At 56.3% G+C, this 16,772-nt stretch carries 14 protein-coding genes and 1 tRNA gene; 7 read left to right on the top strand and 8 right to left on the bottom strand.

Annotated features, from left to right (window positions below):
• Window positions 1-42: 42 nt before the first annotated feature.
• Both ACCD05_RS06815 and ACCD05_RS06810 read right to left on the bottom strand, forming a co-directional pair.
• Complete coding sequence (locus tag ACCD05_RS06815; RefSeq protein ID WP_112949488.1) at window positions 43-1,209, bottom strand: PLP-dependent transferase; 1,167 nt, start codon at window positions 1,207-1,209, stop codon at window positions 43-45.
• Complete coding sequence (locus ACCD05_RS06810) at window positions 1,206-1,928, bottom strand: FadR/GntR family transcriptional regulator (protein WP_112949487.1); 723 nt, start codon at window positions 1,926-1,928, stop codon at window positions 1,206-1,208. The genes ACCD05_RS06815 and ACCD05_RS06810 overlap by 4 nt, the downstream gene beginning before the upstream one ends.
• A gap of 360 nt (window positions 1,929-2,288) precedes the next feature.
• Here ACCD05_RS06810 and ACCD05_RS06805 point away from each other — a divergent pair, with 360 nt between their 5' ends.
• The 4 genes from ACCD05_RS06805 to ACCD05_RS06790 all read left to right on the top strand — a co-directional run bounded on the left by ACCD05_RS06805 (window position 2,289) and on the right by ACCD05_RS06790 (window position 6,451).
• Complete coding sequence (locus ACCD05_RS06805) at window positions 2,289-3,278, top strand: potassium channel beta subunit family protein (RefSeq protein ID WP_413391915.1); 990 nt, start codon at window positions 2,289-2,291, stop codon at window positions 3,276-3,278.
• A 222-nt stretch (window positions 3,279-3,500) separates the two neighbouring features.
• Entirely contained in the window at window positions 3,501-3,767 is a 267-nt protein-coding gene (locus tag ACCD05_RS06800) for a hypothetical protein (RefSeq protein ID WP_413391914.1), read from the top strand.
• Window positions 3,768-3,834: 67 nt separating this feature from the next.
• Window positions 3,835-4,170, top strand: a complete 336-nt coding sequence (locus tag ACCD05_RS06795; RefSeq protein WP_413391913.1) for a hypothetical protein — start codon at window positions 3,835-3,837, stop codon at window positions 4,168-4,170.
• A gap of 757 nt (window positions 4,171-4,927) precedes the next feature.
• On the top strand, window positions 4,928-6,451 hold the full coding sequence (locus ACCD05_RS06790; RefSeq protein WP_413391912.1) for a helix-turn-helix domain-containing protein: 1,524 nt from the start codon (window positions 4,928-4,930) through the stop codon (window positions 6,449-6,451).
• 25 nt (window positions 6,452-6,476) lie between these two features.
• On the opposite strand, the gene ACCD05_RS06785 is transcribed toward ACCD05_RS06790, so the two are convergent.
• A tRNA-Ile gene (locus ACCD05_RS06785) sits at window positions 6,477-6,553 on the bottom strand.
• A 274-nt stretch (window positions 6,554-6,827) separates the two neighbouring features.
• Here ACCD05_RS06785 and ACCD05_RS06780 point away from each other — a divergent pair.
• The 3 genes from ACCD05_RS06780 (at window position 6,828) to ACCD05_RS06770 (ending at window position 9,107) form a co-directional block, all read left to right on the top strand.
• Window positions 6,828-7,106, top strand: coding sequence for a hypothetical protein (locus ACCD05_RS06780; protein WP_413391911.1), 279 nt, complete (start codon window positions 6,828-6,830; stop codon window positions 7,104-7,106).
• A 967-nt stretch (window positions 7,107-8,073) separates the two neighbouring features.
• A complete protein-coding gene (locus ACCD05_RS06775; protein ID WP_413391910.1) occupies window positions 8,074-8,871 on the top strand; it encodes a hypothetical protein in 798 nt (265 codons plus the stop codon).
• Window positions 8,872-8,942: 71 nt separating this feature from the next.
• Entirely contained in the window at window positions 8,943-9,107 is a 165-nt protein-coding gene (locus ACCD05_RS06770; RefSeq protein WP_413391909.1) for a hypothetical protein, read from the top strand.
• Between the two features lie 476 nt (window positions 9,108-9,583).
• On the opposite strand, the gene ACCD05_RS06765 is transcribed toward ACCD05_RS06770, so the two are convergent.
• The 5 genes from ACCD05_RS06765 to ACCD05_RS06745 all read right to left on the bottom strand — a co-directional run bounded on the left by ACCD05_RS06765 (window position 9,584) and on the right by ACCD05_RS06745 (window position 16,767).
• The gene (locus ACCD05_RS06765) at window positions 9,584-9,955 is read right to left on the bottom strand and encodes a hypothetical protein (RefSeq protein ID WP_413391908.1); all 372 of its coding nucleotides are present in this window, start codon (window positions 9,953-9,955) and stop codon (window positions 9,584-9,586) included.
• 152 nt (window positions 9,956-10,107) lie between these two features.
• Window positions 10,108-10,653: a hypothetical protein gene (locus tag ACCD05_RS06760; protein ID WP_413391907.1), complete on the bottom strand. Its 546-nt coding sequence runs from the start codon at window positions 10,651-10,653 to the stop codon at window positions 10,108-10,110.
• Between the two features lie 215 nt (window positions 10,654-10,868).
• Complete coding sequence (locus tag ACCD05_RS06755) at window positions 10,869-13,208, bottom strand: hypothetical protein (protein WP_413391906.1); 2,340 nt, start codon at window positions 13,206-13,208, stop codon at window positions 10,869-10,871.
• 20 nt (window positions 13,209-13,228) lie between these two features.
• On the bottom strand, window positions 13,229-14,443 hold the full coding sequence (locus ACCD05_RS06750; RefSeq protein ID WP_413391905.1) for a DUF2357 domain-containing protein: 1,215 nt from the start codon (window positions 14,441-14,443) through the stop codon (window positions 13,229-13,231).
• 287 nt (window positions 14,444-14,730) lie between these two features.
• Window positions 14,731-16,767, bottom strand: a complete 2,037-nt coding sequence (locus ACCD05_RS06745) for a chromosome segregation ATPase-like protein (protein ID WP_413391904.1) — start codon at window positions 16,765-16,767, stop codon at window positions 14,731-14,733.
• Window positions 16,768-16,772 lie beyond the last annotated feature (5 nt).

The raw sequence follows: 16,772 nt of genomic DNA, 5'->3' as shown, positions 1-16,772 counted from the left end.
GCTCAGTTCCCCCTTCCAGGTTTTTCCTCTGTTTCTGGACTTTTACGAAGCGACGGAAAGCGCCTCCTCGATGTCTCTCCACAACGCCTCGGTTCCTTCGAGGCCGGCATGGAGGCGTACGGACCGCGCATGGATCCCGAAGGTATGCGCGGAATTGGGCTGTGCCTTCTGCTGAAGGACGACCTCGCCTGGTACGATCAGGCTTTCATGCCCACCCCAGCTCACTCCCAGTTTGAAGAGCTTGAGGTGATCGGCGAAGGCGCGGATATCGACGCCTTCGCGGAATATGAACGAGAACAGCCCCGACGTGCCGTTGAGGCCTGCAGGCAGGCGGTTGGCGAGGCCGGGATGGCAGACCGTCTCGACCACATCGAGATCCTGCAGGCGCTTGGCGATCGTCATGCCGGCCGCCTCGTGCGCCTTCATGCGGATGGGCAAGGTGCGCATGCCGCGGATCAGGAGCCAGGCATCGAAGGGCGACAGCTTCCCGCCGAGATAGGGATAGGACTCCGCCTTGACGCGGGCGACCATCTCCTTCGAGCCGGCCACCACGCCGGCCACGACATCGCTGTGGCCGCCAAGATATTTGGACGCCGAGTGAATGACGAGGTCGACGCCGAGCGTGATCGGCCGCTGGAACACAGGGCTAGCCCAGCTGTTGTCGATCATGGAGATCACACCATGCTGCTTCGCCAGAGCGGCGAGAGCGCCGACATCATGCGCTTCCATGACCCAGCTCGTCGGGCTCTCCATGTAGAACAGCTTTGCGCCGGGCAGCGCCTTGGCGACGGCCTCCTCGTCGCGGCCATCGACATAGGTCACCTCGACCCTCATGCGCTTGAGGACCGTGCCGAACAGGCGGAAGGCATCGGGATAGACATGCTTTACCGCAACGATGCGGTCGCCGGGCTCCACGAAGGCGAGCACCGCCGACGAAATCGCCGCCATGCCGCTGGCGAAACCGAGCGCGTCTTCCGCACCCTCGAGCTTGGCCAGCATCTCCTCGAACATGCGCACCGTCGGATTGAGGCCACGGGTGTAGATCGGGCGCACCTTTTCGCCGCGATAAGAGGCGATCATCTCGTCGTAATCGGAGAAGGTGAACAGCGATGTCTGGAAGATCGGCGGCACAACGGCTTCGGCGAAGTTACCCTCGTCGTGCGCGGTGATGAGGGATGCGAATTCGAACGGGTCTGAACCGTTGCTCATTGGGACATTTCCTTGATGTCTTCCTCGACGACCGCGAGGATTTTCAGTGTCTCTTCGCGCGCCGCCTCGGGATCGCGCGCGGCGATCGCGTTGAAGAGCGTGCGATGAAAGGGAAAGGAACGGCGGGCAAAATCCTGCCGCTCGAAAGGGTGCTGCCAGAATTGCCAGAAGGTCTCGCGCATCTGCTCGAGAAGCTGGCGAAACAGCGGATTGTGGCTGGCGTCATAGATGGCGAGGTGGAAAGCGAGATCCTCGGGACCCGACGTGCCCTTTTCCAGATGGACGCGCTCCATCTCGTTGAGCTTCTCTTCGATGAGAACAAGATCCTGGGCGGTGCGCTTCTTCGCGGCCACCATGCCTGCCTCGCACTCGATCCCGCGGCGCACTTCCAGCGTCTGCAGCAGGGCGTTGCGCAGGTCCGTTGCATGCAGCGACAGCGGCATATGAATGGTCGCCTTGGAGATCGGCTTCAGCAGATAGGTTCCGCTACCCTTTCGCGTCTCGATCACGCCGAGCGCCTGGAAATGCCGGATTGCCTCGCGAATGGTCGAGCGCCCAACCCTGAGGTCCGCCATCAGCTCGCGCTCGGCGGGCAGCCGGTCGCCGGCCTGCAGGCGCGCATCCTCCACATAGTCCGCCAGCGCGTCCGTTACCTGGCGCGCGCGATCCATCGCCGGAAGCGGCCGGATTACCGGCCTATCGCTGTTTGGTGCCTTCATGGTTCCCCAATATTTTTCTAGGCAGCCGATCGGTTAAATTGGTCTGACATCTTAGCATTTCACATAGATTAGTGACTCGTCAAGATGCCGGTGTTTGTAGAGCAGATTCACTTTTCCTTAGAATCTGGGCCGAGATTCCGAAAATCGCCCGTAAGAAATCCGGCACAATGAAACGCTAGGAAGATTATCCTGATATGACTGTTTACTCTGTCCAAGGCGCTTAGGCATATCGATACAAGCAACGGCTGGGCTGGGATTCGCTGCAAAGGCCCTTCCTCTCGATAAACGTCAGCGCCGCCCTAGCTTCGGATCGCCGTCTAGCATTGTTCGAACGCAACAGATCATCGAGGGAGGTGTTTCATGGAGTATCGTCGGCTCGGAAAATCCGGGCTCAAGGTCAGCGAATTTTCGTTCGGGTCTTGGGTCACCTTTGGCAAGCAGGTCGATGGCGGCAGCGCCGTCGACCTGATGAAATACGCCTACGATAATGGCGTAAACTTCTTCGATAACGCTGAGGGCTACGAGAAGGGCAACTCGGAAATTGTCATGGGCGAGGCCCTCAAGAAGCTTGCCTGGAGCCGCGATAGTTACATCGTTTCGAGCAAGGTGTTCTGGGGTGGTGAAAAACCCACTCAGCGCGGGCTGTCCCGCAAACACGTAACCGACGCCGCGCACGCGGCCCTCAAGCGATTGCAGGTTGACTACCTCGACCTCTACTTCTGCCACCGGCCGGATGTCGATACGCCGATCGAGGAAACCGTCCGTGCGATGAACGATCTGATCGCTCAGGGAAAGATTCTCTACTGGGGCACCGCCGAGTGGTCTGCTCAGCAGCTGACCGAGGCCTATGCTGTCGCGAAGGACCTGCGTCTTGCCCCACCGACGATGGAGCAGCCGCAGTATAACATCTTTGTGCGCGAGAAGGTCGAATCCGACTATCTGCCGCTCTACGATCTCATCGGGCTGGGAACAACGATCTGGTCTCCGCTCGCGTCCGGGCTTCTGACAGGCAAGTACAACGAGGGCATTCCATCGGACAGCCGCATGAATCTTCCAGGTTATGAGTGGCTCAAGGAGCGGTTCAACAGTGATGTTGGCCGGGCTCAACTCGGGCAGGTTCGGAAGCTCTCTGAACTTGCAGGTGAGCTTGGAATGTCGATGACGCATTTCGCGCTGGCATGGTGCTTAACCAGCGAGCGTGTTTCCACCGTCATACTGGGTGCGTCTCGTCTTACCCAGCTTCAGGATAACCTCGCTGCGCTCGACCACAAAGCCAAGCTAACGCCAGATGTCCTGTCGCGTGTAAATGAGATCGTCGGGAACAAGCCTCCTGAGCCGCGTCGCTTCTAGATGGGTCCTCGCGTTCTACGACGAGTTCAAGCACACCCGCTCGGTGGCATGAACGCTCGTATCATCATTTCGACGTGCGCACCTTGCGGAAGCCTCATCGATGGCTACCGCCATTCACTCGAAAAACGCGGGAGCATTCCCGGCTATCGTCATTTGCGATGAGCCAGCGCTTCTTTCTTGCAAGCGGCGGCCAAACACTCCTGGGGACATCAGGAGACCGATATGACGATCCCGCATCCGTACAGATATCCCACTGCGTTCAGAAGCCAGCTTGAACGCCTTGAGCGGCTTTCGCTTGGCATCACCGACGCCAGGCCGCTCGCGATGCCAGACCCCGGTTTTTTTGAGATTGAGGGCACTGGAACGACAGAAGATGCAATGAGGAAGGATAGCCTCCGTCTCGGCCATATAGAGCGCTTGATCGCTGATTGGCGGATAGACGGCGAGACGAGGTATCATGCGGGACCGGTTGAGAACATAGGCAGTTGAAGCTTCCGTTGAGGTCCCTGACCTACCGCCAACCGTCTCATATATCGAATTTGACCATGATCCGCGCTTGAAACTCGATGCAATCAGGGGTGGTCGCATTGACGGTGTCTATATTCGCGAGGTTGCTGCTACCGGAAAGCCCTGCATCGAGCTGACATTCGTGTGTGAAGAACCAGGTCGGCGCACGATGGACAGCTGCGCTTTTGCTGCCGCCGTCAAGGTCGGAGCGCGCATCAGCACCGGCATCCTCCCGCTCGAAGAGAAGCTGGACCTAAAGCGAGCTGCAGACTATCTCAACCGGGAGCGGGTGATGCCCGGAGGCATGACACTGTGTTATGCACTATCCGCGACCGCGACATTCGCTGCCACTGGTCTCCGGAGATCGACCGGCCCGCGTTATTGATTGTTGGGCGCTAGGTTAGGTGCTCGCCAACTCCAGCACATCTTCGTGCAAACAGCGTCGAAATGTCGGACCCGGGCGTCTCCTCCGTCCTGCTCCGCACAAACTAAGCCAGCGAGCGCATCGTTCTCAAATATGGCGGCGCTAATTCTCGCCATTTGATATGAACCGGTATTGATCAATACGATTAGATCGCACTACGGGAAGATCGGATTCGGTGATGGTATGCCCATGGACAACAATTTTTTCGAAACTGTCCCTGTGATCAAGGAAATCGTTTCAAATGCAACGGGTCGTCCTGTCATCCTGCTGGTCCAGTGGTAATTTTGGATCGATGCCTGCGTGAACGAAGCAATGACGATCTGTGTTCACCATCGGCACAGCTTGTTCTAGCAGCCGCGAAGCGATTGCACGCTGTCCATGGCACCACTGCGGCCTTGAAGGACCTACGCCGTCAAAGCCTTTCAAATTGACCGCTATGAATCATCTGCAATACCCCTCCCCGTCCCGTCGAGTTCCTGCCATCGCGTCAGTTCCTACAAATGAAGAGAGCAGTCAGCGGGTCGAACTTCATCAGCAGACAAGGAGATTCTACACCGTCGGCCATCTCAAGAGCTGACTTAAAGCCGGTTTACTGTCGTCCTAAAGCAGCGCTCTGCGCGGTTTATCCACAGGTGCTTAGCTTCCGCCGTGACTTCGTCTTGATGTCCGCGTCCGGGAAGCCCCATCTTCATCGCAACGAAGCCGATGGGAGCCCGAGATGTCCGTCTTGACCGATGTTGAACAAATGGAAGCGGATCTGAGGCACCGCAGTGAAAGACTCGACGTCGAGTTCAAAGCCTGGATGGATATTTCAAAAGCGAACAAGGATGGTCAAGCGAAGATCGCGCGACACATCGCGGCAATTGCGAATACTGGTGGCGGCCGACTTTACTTCGGTGTCGATGATGACGGGAATGCCCAACCTCGCTCGGACGCTTTTCCTCTAGAGCACTACAAGTCTGACGCTATCCATAATCTGCTTAAAACGCGTCTGGAGCCCGCCGTCCAGTGTGAGGTTCGGTTTACTGAGTTTACGAATGGCGTGACGTATCCCGTAGTTTACATACCTCCGCACGGCACGACGCCCATTGGGGCAAAAGACGAGAACAGCTTTATGCATGTTTACGTGCGAAGCGTCGGGCCGGAATCGGTGAAGATATCCAGCTTCCAACAGTGGGATACAATTTTTAAACGGTGCATGCGTCTCCGCGATGTCGAGGCGGTTCAGACGCGTGAGGAGGATGAACTCACGAGGACGCAGGCAATGACAAAGGCCATCACGGAATCCGTGACTACTTCTGTTCTGAAAGTCCTTGCCGAAAGCATGAGCAATGCTCGTGACACCGAACCAAGCGTCGATTGGGCGACAATAGATGCTCTCGCGGAAGATGTACGACAGGAGTTCGTGGCCCAGATCAACGAATTCGACTTCGGGACGTCTGACACAGACCGGCAAGTTCAATCGATCGCTGGAAAACACGTTGTGTCAGGCTATGCCCTCTTGGACGCAAGAGCCAATTTTCTCACCCTAGAGCGTCCCCATAAGCTGCTGAGAGAAGTGAGCGATGAGATGGACAAGGTCGCTTCGTTCGGCTGGCATGATTTCATCGTGTTGACCAACTCCGACGTAGCTCCCCGCACGCGTCTGTGGTCGATTAATGGAGAGGATTATGGCGGGGTCGAGGGGATGCGGGTCGGTGAGAAGACCGTCTACTTCGGCGAGTACGATTATTGGCGAGCTTATGGGAATTCAGTTTTTATTACCGCCAAAAGTTATCGAGAGGATTACCACCGGATCCGATTTGGCATTGATCATCCGTTCCTTACGTCAGTGAACCTTTTCATTAGGGTGCATAATCTTCTTGCGCACGCTGCGCTCACGGTGGCCAGGGTGCCCAGTGCTGAGAGCGTCGCGCTATTTACAGATCACAGAGGCCTAAAGGATCGTATCCTGGCAAGAGGTATGGATTATGGACTTCGGGTCCATACGCACCTCAAATCCCTCGACGACAAATCTCTCAGCAGGTTGACGGTCAACCGTGCCGATTTGTTAGTCGACTATTTTGGTACGTTAAGGCGTCTCTGCCTTCCAATCCTGGAGATTTGGGGCGGCTCCAACTTTGATCCCGAGGAATGGTTAACGCGAGAGAATGTGGATCAAATCATCGCGGGGCTGAGGAAAGAAGGGAGTATTGTGCAATTGCTCGACCGACATAGTCTGCCTGATCCGGAGGTCGTGTAGCCAATGGTGACACGCGAGAGGGCTTTGGTGGGCCCGGCAGGACTTGAACCTGCAACCAATCGGTTATGAGCCGACGGCTCTAACCAATTGAGCTACAGGCCCGCCTCTTCAGGTTTACGTTACAGTAAGACGATCTGCAAGCTACCATTCGGTGCGAGCAGGCACGTTTGAAAACTGCTTGCGGTCCAGCTCTTCCGGCACTCGAATGCGTATGCCGGGCGCACTCCACATACTACCTTTTAGCGACTTTACCGGCCCATCCCGATTACGATAGGTTGACTAAGTGCCGTTGAACGTGCTCGGCATTGCTGTTCCCGGATCATCGCGTTGCGCTGTACCCAGCTCGAAGTTTATCTCACACATGCGGAGATCGATTATGCGTATCTCTATTTTAGCTCTCGCGATCGCTGCCGTCATGTCTAACGGGTCAATGGCTAATGGCTCTGAACCCGATCCGCCTATGACAAAATTCCATTTCCTCGTCCTCGACGGGAAACCTTTGCCTACGACGACCTTGGTCGATTACACAGGTTCCTGCGGCGGTTCCTACACCTGTGCCAACGGCACGCAGCTGAACTGCCCCAGCAATGCACGTCCGGCCGAGTTTCTCAGCAGTAATCAGTGTTATTGCGAATACGCCGATACGTGCAAGTAGCGACAGAACGTAAAACCCGTACCGCGAACCCTAGGAGGGTCCGATGAATGCTCTTCAACGCAGCACGCTAGTATTAATGTTGGCCATCGGCTCAAGTCTCCCGACCAACTTGATTGCACTGGCGGATTACAAAGTGCGAGTATGCACGGGGGAGGATCAAGCTAACGGGTGTCCCGTCTCGCACGATGCCATGTTCGGCTGTGTTTCGCTCGACCAAGCTGCGGAGTCTGTCTGTACCATAACCGAGAATGGACAGAAGACGGTTCTTCCCTACACTGTCATAAAACAGGGAAGCCACAGCGGCGGGCGATGCGGCTACGATTGGGCCATGGTGACATGCAGGCAGTAGGCGCAGCTCTACGCGACTTGGGAAAATCGGGGATCTTGAGACATGTCAAAACTGGTTATTGCAGGCGTACTGGTTCTAGCCACTGCCCTTCCAGCTCTCGCCGACGGCGGCCAATTTTTTGTAGCCAGGCGCTACTTTTGCTTCGACACGAGCAACCGAGACCAAGGCGACCAGACGATATCAGCCGATGGGCAGTCATGCGCCGCTTCTCGTCAAGCCATAGCAGAGGCAGCCAGCAAATCTTCGGGGGGCGACCCGTGCAGAGCTAAGGGGTCTGACGTAACGACACGTAGTCAACAAGAGATCCAGGCGTCAGGCCAATGTTCGCCCCAGCCATAATCATGGCAACTGATCAGTGAGAAAGCCGACAAGGCCGACCTCGGGGATTGAGCGCCAGTTTTATTTTCGAGCCAGTTTACGCGCCCTAAGGCACCGCGAAATACCTGGTCGGCACGGCGTTGATCGCCAGCATCTACCGGTTCAAAATTAGTGTTGGGACAAGGCTGGACTCAAGCACGGCAGCCATATCGATCTTGCAAACCGAAAGGAGCTTAAAAACAAGTTGACAACGGCGCTGATCCGCAGAACCATTTCATTATCCGCATATGAGATCACGAAATGGCATACTTCTCCCTCCCCCTTGACCTGGTTGCAACTGTTTATATCCAGGCAGCATCTTTAGCTGAAGCCAAAGCGAAATTTGATCAGATCGTTTCTAAGGGCATTGATGCCCGAGACAAACGCTGGTTTTCCAACGCGCCCTTTGGCAGCTTTTTTTTGCCCGAGCTCAGCTTCGCTACATCGATGACTCTCTTGAGGCCGACTGGTACCGGCTGCAATGAGATCGGAGAATCCGAGCTTCTGCGAGAATTGATATCACGCGAGCAAAACCTGAAAGCTTCAGTCCTGCCCCATTCTGCTGACTGGTATGGCGAAGGGAAGCTGCCGGTCTTTACGGTCGATGTCCAGGTTCGCACTACGGGAATTGTTAAGGCCGCATCGCTCGCTGAAGCTGAAGCGTTCGTTACCGAATTGGACGACAACGCCGTGCATTGGGAGACAGCCGCCCAATGGTTTGAGTTCGAGGGATTGAATGACGAAGAGTACCCCTTGATCCTCTCGCCAAGCATCACCGTTGTCGGTATTTCAATGGGTTGCGAACTTTCCCTGCGGTGGCCATTGAGCAAAGACGAACCCGCTTATGCCGCTGAGCTTAATGCGGCTATCAGAAAATTGTCGGAGGGTTTCAATATTCTTGAAATCGGCGGCTTGGCGAAGCGTCTCAAGCACTACTTTGCCACCACGGACATAAGCTTCACTCTGTTGGGCGACGACGATATTATGCAGCTCGCTGGTCAGCTCATCGGCTATCGGATCGAGAAGCAAGGTTATAACGCTCCTCATCAGTTTACTTAGGCCTGCGCCTTGGGCTGCATCCACTTCAGAGTGAACGGGCAACCCAAATTTGCGTCGGCTCGGACAGCGTCTTGAAGCAACGGCTCAAGCAGGCCGATGCCGTTTCCAGGCGCTTTTCCGCGTTTCCAATGGGCTGGCAGGTGAAAGCCTTTTTCGTCGCCGTCTCGCGGCAGCAAAATCGGCTGCGAGAAAGTCATCTCATCAGCGAAGCGGTGCTTGGAGTCATTTGGGCTTGACGATCGGATTCGCTGATACGACCATTGAACAACCGCGTCCGAGCCAATTCCATGCGCCAACTAATCTGTCTCAGTACCTCTCATCTGTCCCAGGCTACGCAGCGCTTTCTCTCAAGCACTCCACACACACAGTGGCCCACTATCGGTGGCGCATATGGCGACAGCGGTTGGATCTTCCACGTCGACGAAGATGCAGAGGCGAACTTTGGAAATCGCCGCTTCAAGGAGCTTTGGCGGGACTTCGCGTACGCCGCTGAGAACGGCTACGACCTGATACTATTCGATGACGTGGAGGAGCCGATTGACGGGTTGCCAGTGTTCTGAGACCAGGCGATCAACTACTCGACCGAGTGACGAAATAGCTTTTTGCACTTTGGACGACCGGTTTCGTATGCTAGGCGTCGCCGTTGGCTCCGCGTATGAATTGCCAAAGCAGTTCCACTCATGCGGACGCGCTTGTTGCGCTTCGTACTTGATCACTGAACTTTGGACGTTTGGCCTATCATCTTGACGACACGGCCGATGGCAATCTCTAGTAGTCGGTCAGGGGCGGAAAGGATGTTGAACGCCACACCCTCGTTGTCTCCGACGCAGATCAGCCTAAAGTGCGGTTCAATCCAATCGCTGGAATAGCCACAAATTTTTGCGCCATCCTCGTTGCGAGCGACAGCGGCGTCAGCGCGCATCGGCGTCTGTCCCCATAACTCTTTATCGCGCTCGTCGTACCTGGAGAAATCGATATCGTCGATGTTACTCGAGAAATCGAGCTGCACGGCGAAATGTTTTGAGTAACCGAGATCTACGAGCTCGGAGAGTAGAATTTCGTTCGGATAGAGTTTCTCAGTCATTGGTGGACACCATGGCAGTCTTAATTATGTTTCCACGGGACTGCCATCGGCGCAATCAATTGAACGAGCGCGTCAGTAGTCGGCAATACGAGGAATACTCCATCGAATTGGCTCTGACCCCAGGCCAATGTGTCTGTAGGCCCGTCGTGTCTCTACACTGCCTCAAGTTGCCGTTCGAGGATCTGCAAAGCCTTTAAGATCCGTCCGAATCCATGGGGATCGCATGAGTTTACCTCCTCGGTCATACGTTCCCCGTGGACGAACTCATGGCCATTCACGTACGACGTTGCCGACATCTTCCATTTCGTTGCGGTCTGCTCGAAATGCCATTCGTAATCTGCGAATTGGCCCCAGGCCGTTTTGCCGCCCTCGTCATTAAGCTCATTTATGCGGAAGCGATCGAGAGCCTTCATTGACGCCACAAGCTCATCTGGCAGGTTCAACCATTCGTACGACATCGGAAGCCCCGCATCTTGCTCAGACACCCACATCCAACTCATTACGTACGCCCCCAGCGGACAGCGGTCGATTATGCCGTCGTCTTCGACGGCAATTTGCGCGCCCGCTTTTCTTTCCGCAGCCGCGACGAATTCGCCCGTCCCTTTATGCGGCCTCGCCAAAAGCTTATCGACAGCAGTGCCCTCCCCGAGCGCCGCTACGATTGATGCGACCTCGGAGTTATCTAGATTTACCCACATTTGATATTTTCGACGTGTACTCGGGATCTTAAGTGTTGAGCGAAAATCAGGGGCCGTCAACAGGGCGCTGGACGATCGCGCAAGCGCCTCGTTGCGATGCTAGACGCGCAACTTGGGAACTGGCCTCCGACCAAAGCGCTCCATGTGTTCGGTAGCGTGAAGCCGAGGTGCACACCTCGCAATTCAATATCAAGAGAAAAGTGGTTACAAGCACCTCATGTAGTCTCGTCGGGGTCAATACCGTCTGCCCCACCATAAATATCGAGGAGAAGCTCGGGGTTGGAGCCCTCGCCTCGCAACTCCTCCAAGACTTGTTCCAAGATGCGGCCATATTTCGCGAAGGCTCTAGGGCGGTCCTTCTGCTTGAGGTCTTCGATCGTCCGTTCGACAGCTCGTGCAAGCCTATCCGCAACTGGATCCTGCCCTTCCACCAGTGCAAACGGCTCAACAGCTCTCCATCGGAGCAGTCCTACGAGCAGCATCGGTGCGTACTGGAAGCGAGTGTACGTCGAGCCAAGATTTTCCTCGAACTCACGAAGAACACGCTTGGCAATACGATCGACATCTTTCCGCGTCAGAAGCCGGGGCGCTGTTTCGGATCGGGATAACAGGAACGCCATCGCGGCCGTCTCTTTTTGCCATTTCCAAAGGTCGATAGTTTTGCCCAAGATTTTATGGATGGCTTGCAACTCGAAATTCTGGTCACGAGCGACGCGGCCTAGGCCTTGATAGGCGAGTTTCCAGCTCGGGCCTGTCGTGAAGATTGGGTGGCCGCGTACCTCCTTCTCCCAAGCTTCTAGTAGCCACTGCGACACTTCGGAAGGGCATCGGCGGAATTGCCAGGTCAAGAATCGGAAGGACTGCGTGCCAACGGCCTCTCCCTTGAGGCCGCGTCTGACCTCGTCCAGGGCCCGCTCCGCTAGGCGATCGAGCTTAGCGACCGCAGCAGCATCGACACCGGACGGGATGATGCCGTCGCTGGAAATTGCGTATTTGCCACCAGGACGCGACGACAATCGATTTGCGAGCGCGTTCCAATCAACGTCGGTGCGGTCAACATTTTTCTCTAGTAGACTGAAAAGGCCGTCGCCACGCGGGCTATCGTTCCATGCATCGATGCCACAGGCCAACACCAACCGTCCAGGGATCGTCGGTGCCGGTCTCTGAAACCCTTCGATCAGGGTTTCCCAGCTTTCGCTCAGCTCCGCCGCACCATCCCAGTCGACCTGAAACTGATGACCGAGCTTCTGAGAATGAACGAGAATTTTTGCTCGACCTGAAGCAGGGCTTTGCTCAACCCACAACTCAACCGGCACCGTCTGACCGACCTTCACGCCGATGTTGACCTCTGCCTTGCGAGGAAACTCGGCGGTCTCTTTACGCAAGAAGATGGAAAACCGATCTTGCCCGGCTTGGATGGCCAACCGAGCCGGTTTCGGGCTCCGATAAACCTCCCCAGCCGGAAGGGTCTCATCCGAATCTACGAGATCATAACTCTCGACCGCGTCTCGACGCTGAACAATTGTCGAAATTTGTGGCAGGAAGTCGAAGTAAATCGGATCGCGTTTGCTCAGACGCTTCGCGGCAGACAATGCACCTTCGGCGACCGCATCGACCGGCAGGACGACAACATCGCGTCCTGTACTCGACACGACCGTCGACTGGAAGGCATGTCGGAGGTTCCCTTCGATCAGCGTTTCCAGCAAAATTGTGTCGCAGTCAGCAAGAGCGTGCCGTAGGTCAGGAAGCCCAGATATCCGCTGGTGGTCGATTGCCGACGGGGGCTTTAATATCTGCCAATCGCCATTGTCCTGGCGGAGTACCTCAGCCTCCGAGGGCATGCCGAGAGCGAGACGCCCGTTTGCGCGAGCCCATTCCAGATGCCCCGTACGATCGACTGACGAGGCATTTTTCACGGCCGTCTCGGCGATAGTCGCGAGTCCATGGTATCCCCACTCAGACCGGATCAACATTCCAGTTGATCGACGCTCGGGTGCCAGCACAGTTTCGCCATGGCTTCGTTCACGACGGACCCTGAGTTTCTGGACGGTGACGCCGTCGGCCGTTTGGGACACAATCCCGACCTTCTGACCCTCACCAACTGTTCCCTCATCAATAGCGAAGATCGTTGCGAGAACCGATCGCCACACTAAGAGTGGGGTAGAAACTTTGGACTTCCGCAACGAGGCCAGAAGGCGTTCCTGAAGAAGTTCGCCTGTCTCTGCATGGTCGTCGAGGCTAGCGACGCCACAGCTTGCGCCGGACGACATTCCTTTGAGGGCTGCGACCAGATGAGGGATCGATGGCTGCGTCCTCAAGATGTCGGAGACCCTTAAGCGCTTGCCAGCACTACCGATTAGGCCCCAGCCAGCTCCAAGGCCGTGGGGAGAAATCGACGCCTGCACACCGCCCACGAGGCCACCGTTGGCCTTTGCGCTAGTTTCAACCACCACGCCAAAGATGCCCCCTTCGATGTGCGAACTTGCCACCTCTTTCTCTTCGCCGTCTGGTTCGACTATCCAGTTCCGCGCCACGCTGTCGCGCCAGCCATTCAAATCGTATCCACACAGCTTTCTCATGAGGCGGTGGCGTAAATTTCGCTTCGCGCGAAGGCTCGGATCGCGTCAAGACCTTGGCGCAACCCCGCGCCAGAGGCCTCAAAAGCTATGCCGTCGACTCGTGTTCGGCCGCCTTGGGAGATACAAGCTTCATACTGGCCGTGAGAGGGGGTCAGAATAAGCCCGTCGCGCAGCACCTCAGTGTGGCCGAACGGCTGTATTTCCACGAGGCGCTCGTTTGCTTTTCTGACTGCATCGTCGAGATCGATGCGGGTCATCGCGTGGGGCGTCCAGACTGCCACCCTGCGGGGCATGCCACCTTTCTCGATATCCGTGATGCGAAGGGAAACGTGCGCTCGGGTGAGGGTCAACATTCGCCCCGGAGCCTCGGGCCTGGACTGCACCTCAACAATGCGACCAGTATTCTTCATCCAGAACACTGCGATCGGGCGATCTTGCTCGAACCACCTTCCAAGCGACGCCTCTGATCGCCAAACGATAGGCGCTTGGGCGACAAGCTCAGTCTCTTCAAGCTCGCTTAAAGCGAGAACGACAGCAAGCACCGAGAAATCCGTCCAGGTTTCAGCTTGCCAAGCCCACAGGTCGTCTAAAACCTTGTCCTCTTCGAGCAGGCGTCGCCATGCTTCATAGATGGCGTTGTAGCTGACATCCTGCATGAGAACGTAGTTCGGAACGACGCCAGCATCCGCAATGCTCACATCAAGATCGGCGAGAATTTGGGCGAATGCCTTGCAAAACCGGCCAAAATGCTCGACCTGGCCGTACCGACGGCTATGCTTCGCGCGGGGATGCTCCTGCATCCACTCTCGTGACACTTGAAACGCGAGCCGGGCATAAGCGTGGAGCACACGGTTCTCGGGCGTATCGAAATTCTCTCGTCTGACCGTGGCAAGAATTCTCTGGCTGGTTCCAGCCCTCTCCGCAATCGTGCGTCCCGGCTGGCGAACAAGCCATCGCATTGACGCCCGGTCCATCTCCTGGACGCGATCAAGGGAGGTCAGTTCCCGTGTACGGCGGAGCACCCGTCTGATGCGCGGCTCCAATGCTTTCAGCCGAGGAAGAATTTCTTGTGCCTGGCGTACGATCTCGGCCATCCGAGGATCGTCTTCATTTTCGGCACGCTCCCATGCGTCACGCAGGCGTGGCCAGGCATGGAGAGGGTCCTCAAGGGCTTCGCCAAGCTCCTGGACGCGCGCCAGGACTTCATTCATTCGACGAAGTAGTTCTCTCGCCCGCACATCGTCGGGGGTCTCGTGTTCCTTCACGCCACGAGGTCGAACCGGAAATCCGATCCTATCCGGACGTTGTGCGTTTGCCGTTTTCGGGTATGGATGTAGAATAAGTTCTATCGGTCCATCTTGGAGACGCCCCGACATCAGGCGCGAGTGGCCTCCGCCACGAACGGCCTCCCCTCTAACTTCGCTAACCAAACAATCGCCGGGGCCAAACATTGAGTCCGGTACCGACCTACGATCCCATGGCCTGCCGAGATGAAGCATCAGCGAGACACCCCGTTCCACACGAACTGGCCCGATCCTTCTTTCGCTGAGCGGATCGAATCTTCGATGGCTTTCGCTAGATGGTCATCTTGCAAGCTGTCGCCGACGAAACTCATCAATTCGGAAAACGCATGGTCGTTGCCGTCTTCTACCTCGATACCGCGCAATTTCGGCAACAGACGCATCTCGACCTGATCCGCCAATGGAACGCGGACATCATGCGCTCGATCAAATGACGAGTAATTCGCGACGTAGCCCATGATCGCACGACCAAGCCGGTGACCAAAAGGCCTCTTGAAGCCCTTCATAAGCCCAACCATCCGGTCGATGCTGTCGGTGACCATATGATCACCTTCTACCGAAGATACCGGCTTAACCCATGACCGCCACCGTGCTGCGGATAGGGCTTCTGGCTCGGCTACCACCCCGCCTTGCGCAGCCGTACGGATGGTTTTCGGAGCAGAGAAACGGAGGACGTTAGCGCGGTCGACCACCTTGTCCGAAAGCGATTGAGTGCTCTCATCTTCGTTCATTGTTCCCGCAAACAGAAGGTTGTAACCAGGGAAGATGCGGGGAGCATCCATGCCCCTTGGCATTGGTATTTCGAGTTCAATCTCCGCGTCCTTACGTAAGGATCTGTCGCCGACGCGGGCTACAGGAGGACGGCTCTCAAGACGGCTCAGGAAGTCGGAGAAGTAATATTCGACACGGGCAAGGTTCATTTCGTCCAACAGGATCATCATCATCTGATCCTTGAACTCGCTCTTTTCGTTGTTCACAACATCTAGATGGAACAGCGCCCGGGCCATATCGGTTGGCCGATATCTCTTCTCGATGTAATTGTAGAACCCCATCAAGTCTTGCGGGCTGTCCCACCGAGGCTGGACCGGAACCTGCAGGAAGCCGATGCCCATGCCAGCAGCATATTGCCGAGGCAATTGGCTCTTACCTGTGCCCGAGATACCAGCGAGGACTGCCATCTGGGTTGTATCATTGGTTTTCATGGCAGTATGGAAGGCGTAAACGATACGCCGGTCATAATGCAGGCCACTCTGCTCTAGTCGCTGAAGCACGCGCTGAACGGCTTCCGCCTCGTTTTCCGCTGCCCGCTTCTTCCAATTCTGCATCTGCGATAGGACGGGGGGCAGTGCCTTCAGCTCCTTCAACCGCTCTTCGATTGCCTCCTCCGTCGCCTGCCCTGCTCCTCCGGTCGCCTCGGCGATGTCACTCTCCATTTTCGCAACTTGCGCCAAAAGTGAGGAGCGACGATCTTCAAGAGAGGTAATTTCCCCTTCCACGGACCGGAGCCGCTCGTCAGCTGATGCTATCTTCGCTGAGGTCTGCGTGAATTCAGCATGAGCGGCTGCAGTTGCCTGGCGCTCCATCCCGAGAGTCTCTTGCATCTGGGAAAGCTGCTCAGAGCCAGCACGCTGAAGACCCTCGATGCGAACAAGATCGCGACCCAGCTCCTGCGATAAGCTCTCCAGGCGCTGGACGCGCTCCTGAGCCTCACTGAGCTGAATAGCTTCGGATCGCATTTCGGCGATCTTAGCTTCCAAGGCGGCCTGCTCCCGCTTCATTTCATCGTTTAACGCGAACAATCTCTCGGCAGCTGCCAATCGGTCATGGACCGCATCAAGGTCGGCCCGGGCAGAGGCAAGTTCGGCGTCAATGGCTTGCTTCTGGATGATTTCGGCTTCCACCTCTTCACGAAGAGCGCGAATTTCGTCCTTTCGTTCATCTTTTTGAAGCCACTCAGCGTTCAGTTCGTCGAGCTGTCGCTTCGTAGCATCGTAGTCTGCCTGAACATCAGCGATATTCGCCAAGGCCTTGCGCCGCTCGCCCAATTCGTTGTCGATGTCGCTCAGCGCCATCCGCTTGTCCGCGATTGCGGTTTCCAGCGACTCCAAGGATCTTGTCGGACCAGCAGCGGTCACGACGCGGTCATGAAGCACTGCAAAGGTTGTCTGAACGATAATCAGCACAACGATGGCCAGCGCGGCAAAGAGCAGAATCAAGATATTTCCGGTCAACATGGAGA

Origin of the sequence: Rhizobium sp. Rhizsp42 (assembly GCF_047304155.1) — a bacterium.
GTDB lineage: Bacteria > Pseudomonadota > Alphaproteobacteria > Rhizobiales > Rhizobiaceae > Rhizobium.
The sequence above is the reverse complement of the archived record's forward strand: the minus strand, read 5'-3'. Positions and strand labels throughout refer to the sequence as shown.

Coding starts and splice junctions, on each gene's coding strand:
- ACCD05_RS06815 (WP_112949488.1), bottom strand. CDS start 1,209: ATGAGCAACGGTTCAGACCCGTTCGAATTCGCATCCCTCATCACCGCG.
- ACCD05_RS06810 (WP_112949487.1), bottom strand. CDS start 1,928: ATGAAGGCACCAAACAGCGATAGGCCGGTAATCCGGCCGCTTCCGGCG.
- ACCD05_RS06805 (WP_413391915.1), top strand. CDS start 2,289: ATGGAGTATCGTCGGCTCGGAAAATCCGGGCTCAAGGTCAGCGAATTT.
- ACCD05_RS06800 (WP_413391914.1), top strand. CDS start 3,501: ATGACGATCCCGCATCCGTACAGATATCCCACTGCGTTCAGAAGCCAG.
- ACCD05_RS06790 (WP_413391912.1), top strand. CDS start 4,928: ATGTCCGTCTTGACCGATGTTGAACAAATGGAAGCGGATCTGAGGCAC.
- ACCD05_RS06780 (WP_413391911.1), top strand. CDS start 6,828: ATGCGTATCTCTATTTTAGCTCTCGCGATCGCTGCCGTCATGTCTAAC.
- ACCD05_RS06775 (WP_413391910.1), top strand. CDS start 8,074: ATGGCATACTTCTCCCTCCCCCTTGACCTGGTTGCAACTGTTTATATC.
- ACCD05_RS06765 (WP_413391908.1), bottom strand. CDS start 9,955: ATGACTGAGAAACTCTATCCGAACGAAATTCTACTCTCCGAGCTCGTA.
- ACCD05_RS06760 (WP_413391907.1), bottom strand. CDS start 10,653: ATGTGGGTAAATCTAGATAACTCCGAGGTCGCATCAATCGTAGCGGCG.
- ACCD05_RS06750 (WP_413391905.1), bottom strand. CDS start 14,443: ATGAATGAAGTCCTGGCGCGCGTCCAGGAGCTTGGCGAAGCCCTTGAG.
- ACCD05_RS06745 (WP_413391904.1), bottom strand. CDS start 16,767: ATGTTGACCGGAAATATCTTGATTCTGCTCTTTGCCGCGCTGGCCATC.